This is a genomic window from Vibrio makurazakiensis, from assembly GCF_050337375.1.
In the GTDB taxonomy this organism is placed as follows: Bacteria; Pseudomonadota; Gammaproteobacteria; order Enterobacterales; family Vibrionaceae; genus Vibrio; species Vibrio makurazakiensis.
In genome coordinates, this window is record NZ_JAKJSW010000290.1 from 1 (window position 1) to 4,125 (window position 4,125).

The following is a 4,125-nucleotide window of genomic DNA, read 5'->3' on the forward strand; positions in this document are numbered from 1 at the left end:
GCTTAGCACTTAACTAACCAATTATAAGATTGGTAGTTCAGATAAACAGTTTCGGCACATACAAGTTCCAGTCTTTTCAATTTTGCTGGTGTCTCTTTTTTCAAGTTCAAAGCACCAGCAAGTTTCTTTACCCGCACTGATATCACATTGAGCTGGCTGGTTGCATTGTGAGCAAGAGTGCGTTGAACCATCTTCACTTAAGTTATCCATAATGTCTTGGCGTTCTGGATCTGACAGATTCTTCCAACCAATAATCTCATTCATGGTTCTTTTGCAGCCACTACAAATACCGCCGTTATTTTTACATGCTGCAACGCAGGGTGTTTTCATTTTAATCATCCAATGTAAAGTGCGAAACGGAACTTACCATCATTTGCTTTTATTGTGTAGTTTCAGTCAAGTTGTAGTGCCAGTTTGATGATGAAAGGGAGCAGTTTTGGCTCGTATTTAATGCGTGATTAAGGTAGCATCTCGCCCCTTTTTGTTAATGGGGGATATTTATGTATATAGGTTTCGATTACGGTACAGCTAATTGCTCGGTAGCTTCAATTGTTGGCGGAGAACCGCAACTACTACCAGTAGAAGGCAGCAGCCACTATATACCCTCTACTATTTGTGCTCCTACTCGTGAAAGTGTTTCTGAACATTTGTTTCGTCACCTTAATATTAAGCCAAGTGATTCGGTTGGTGAGCAAGTACTGCGCCGAGCTATTGCAGAAAATAGAGAAGAAAGTATCGACCTTGTGCCGGAAGATATGGCATTTGGCCAAGCTGCTCTTGATCTTTATCTTGAAGATCCGCGTGATGTTTATTACGTAAAATCTCCGAAGTCTTTTCTAGGTGCTAGCGGTTTGCATGATGTACAGGTCAGCTTTTTTGAAGATCTGGTCTGCTCAATGATGGCGAACATCAAAACCCAAGCTGAAGTATCAACAGAGCAAGCGATTACTGAAGCAGTGATCGGTCGTCCAATTAACTTCCATGGCCGTGGTGGCGAAGAAGCTAACCAACAAGCAGAAAAAATTCTTTCTCGCGCAGCCAAACGTGCAGGCTTCAATAATATTGAATTTCAGTTTGAACCGGTTGCAGCTGGTCTTGAATATGAAAGTACGCTGACGGAAGACAAAACAGTGCTTGTTGTTGATATCGGTGGTGGTACGACGGACTGTTCTTTGCTCGATATGGGGCCTAGTTGGGCAAATCAAAGTGATAGAACACAAAGCTTACTCGCGCACAGTGGACAACGTGTCGGCGGAAATGACTTAGACATTTACTTAGCTTTTAAGCAGCTAATGTCGCCGTTTGGTATGGGTAGCAAAAGTGCGGGTGGTATTGATATGCCGTTGACCCAATTCTGGAACCCAATCGCAATCAATAATGTAGAAGCACAGCGCAGTTTCTATGCTCGTGAAAACTTGAGTGCTTTGAAGTTATTAAGAAAAGAAGCTCAACAACCCGAAAAACTAGACCGTTTACTTAAGGTGTATCAAGAAACGCTAGGCTACAGCATTGTACGCCGAGCAGAAGAAGCAAAGATTGCACTTGCTGATATGCCTCAATATAGAGCCGCGATGAATATCGCTTCTGAGCTTATTGAAGTGGATATCTCGGTTGAACAAATGATTGAAGCCATTGATGCGCCTAAAGCTAAAATGGTTGAGCTAGTTAAAGAAGCTGTGCAGCAAGGTCATAAAAGCCCTGATGTTATCTTTATGACGGGAGGCTCTGCTCGTTCTCCAATCCTTCGTCAGGCGGTAGAACAAGCTGTACCACATACTCCAATTGTGAGTGGTAACTACTTTGGCTCTGTAACTGCTGGCCTGGCTCGTTGGGCTGAGGTCTGCTTCCGATAAGTATGTACACTGATCAGAAAATAGAAGCTCACCCTTTGGTGAGCTTTTTTACATCTAAACTAAATTTTACATTTAAATAGTTTTTGTACCCAAAGTGGATGTGAAGCCTCTCTGAATAATGGTCTATATCGACAATAATTTCACAAAGGAATGGTATTCTGTACGCATTATCGATTGGAGTTAAATCATGAGTGTAAAAAGTTTCAAAGTAGGTCTTGCGGCACTAATGTCTGTTTTCTTAGTCGGCTGTGCTAATGGTCCAATTAAAACAGCGACAAAGTTCACCAGTTATGAAGACTTTCAACCAGGCCCGAAAGGTGGTGTCGATCTTGTCTGGGCAAGACTTGGATTACGAGATGATCAGCGGTTGCACAATAAGCTCTCAAGTTATGATTCTGTGGTGATTGACCAGGTATTTGTGGTGGCAGATGAAGAAACCATTAACGAAGAACAAATAGAAGAACTCACCGCTTACCTAGTGGAACAATTAACTAATAAGATTTCTCCATACAAACCTGTACTCGAAAAGCCGTCGGAAAACTCGTTACGTCTTAGTATAGCCTTGAGTAATGTAGAAACGCCTAACCCTGTTTTAGCGGTAACAAGTAGTGTATTACCTTTCGGGCTAGCTGTTTCAACGGTAGCGATGATTGCAACAGGCGAGCATACTAATGTTGGCAGCGCGACGATCGAATTACTGGTTAGCGACGCTTCGACGGGGACGCCGCTATTTGCTGCGATTGACCGTGAAGCGGGTAATAAAGACTTCTCAACCATGATTGATTCGCTGGATGATGCGAAAGATGCGATCAACTTTTGGGTCGATCGTTTAGGTGTTACTCTACAGGGATGGCAAAAACCTGAATAATTTGTGAAATGTTAGAAAAAGAGAACTTAATTAAGTTAGCGCGTATGCCAATGCCGTTTGGTAAGTACGCAGGGCGAATGTTAATTGACTTGCCAGAAGAATATTTATTCTGGTTCGATAAGAAAGGGTTCCCAAGTGGTGAGCTTGGGGATTTATTAAAGCTATGCCTTGCTCTGAAAATTGAAGGGCTTGATAGCGTGGTTAAACCTTTAAAGCGTATTTGACCTGCTACAGAAAACCCCCACTTTAATTAAAAAGACTTACTATGAATTTTGATATCAATGCACTGAAACACCACCAATTGGTCGAAGATGGTCAACTAGAGGGTTGTTACATTCACCAGCCTGCCCAAGGTAGTCAGCAAGATGACAAAGCTGTTTTAGTAGAACGCCAAGCGTTGGAAAAAATGGGGTATAAGGTTATACAGGTTAAAGCTAAAGGCGGGACGACGACGTTTGCTGAGGCTATGCAAAAGCTGGCAAAGAAGACGGGTCATCAGCTTAAGTAATCAGCGACAGCAACGACCAAAGGATCCTTAACCTCTTCGACAATATCAGTGCTCTCATGCACAAGGGTCAGACCGTTAGGCTGACTCTTTTTTCCCTTTTCGTACTAACTACCCTAAGAAAACAACCCTCAGCAGATTATGTTTGCTATAAACGAACGAATAAATTGGTGAAAAGCCAGACTCGCTCCATTCACCATTAGAAACAGGGAATTACTCTTATTTCTATTAGTCATTGCCTACTTTGAATCAAGTGCTATTGTCATCATGTGTATTATCTGACTGATTACTTTGAGAAAGGTGCTAGTGTTATCTGTAACAAAAGCATGACGAGAGGAATATTTCCATGTTGAATCAAGATTTACTTCCCTCTTAATTAGCTGTTATGTGTTTATGTGTAAAATGATCTTATCGATTCTTAAGTTAACAGGGTGAAGAATGGCTGCTAATACGATTAATTATCAGGCTGGATATAAAACTAGAGTGTACGCTGAGCGCTCAATGCTGATGATGCCTATGAATGTCGTTATGGTGGCCAAAATCCAAGGTGAAATTGAAGAGTCTGAGTTGCGCAATGCGGTGGGTGCTTTACGAAAAAGACATGCACTGTTGGCTGTCCGTGTCTTCTTTGATGAGAAGGGGGATGGTTGGTACACAACAGACGATGTACCGGAAGTCCCTGTACGTATAGTTAATGAAGAAGCGTCGGATGCCTGTGAACAGGTGGTAAAAAATGAGTGGAAAACCGCTTTTCCTTTTGAACAGGGGCCGRTGGTAAGGGTCACACTAGTAAAGAAGAAAAACGAGTGTGAATTGGTTGTGACTGGTCAACACGTCATCTGTGACGGCACTTCATTGATTTACTTAATTAGGGATATTTTGAAACAGCTTGATATGCC

At 42.1% G+C, this 4,125-nt stretch carries 6 protein-coding genes; 5 read left to right on the forward strand and 1 reads right to left on the reverse strand.

Translation table 11 applies throughout. The features are described 5' to 3' along the window. Window positions 1-21: 21 nt before the first annotated feature. Window positions 22-330: a DUF1289 domain-containing protein gene (locus tag L4C33_RS20110; protein WP_428814178.1), complete on the reverse strand. Its 309-nt coding sequence runs from the start codon at window positions 328-330 to the stop codon at window positions 22-24. A gap of 170 nt (window positions 331-500) precedes the next feature. Between L4C33_RS20110 and yegD the strand changes: the two genes are divergently transcribed. The 5 genes from yegD to L4C33_RS20135 all read left to right on the forward strand — a co-directional run. Further along, window positions 501-1,853 (forward strand): molecular chaperone, encoded by a 1,353-nt coding sequence (yegD, locus tag L4C33_RS20115; RefSeq protein WP_428814179.1) that lies wholly within the window; start codon window positions 501-503, stop codon window positions 1,851-1,853. 187 nt (window positions 1,854-2,040) lie between these two features. Beyond that, window positions 2,041-2,721, forward strand: a complete 681-nt coding sequence (locus L4C33_RS20120; protein ID WP_428814180.1) for a DUF3313 domain-containing protein — start codon at window positions 2,041-2,043, stop codon at window positions 2,719-2,721. Window positions 2,722-2,729: 8 nt separating this feature from the next. Further along, complete coding sequence (locus tag L4C33_RS20125; protein ID WP_428814181.1) at window positions 2,730-2,945, forward strand: DUF3820 family protein; 216 nt, start codon at window positions 2,730-2,732, stop codon at window positions 2,943-2,945. Between the two features lie 41 nt (window positions 2,946-2,986). Beyond that, complete coding sequence (locus tag L4C33_RS20130) at window positions 2,987-3,229, forward strand: hypothetical protein (protein ID WP_428814182.1); 243 nt, start codon at window positions 2,987-2,989, stop codon at window positions 3,227-3,229. 435 nt (window positions 3,230-3,664) lie between these two features. After that, a partial coding sequence (locus L4C33_RS20135) for a condensation domain-containing protein (protein ID WP_428814183.1) occupies window positions 3,665-4,125 on the forward strand: 461 nt, incomplete at its 3' end.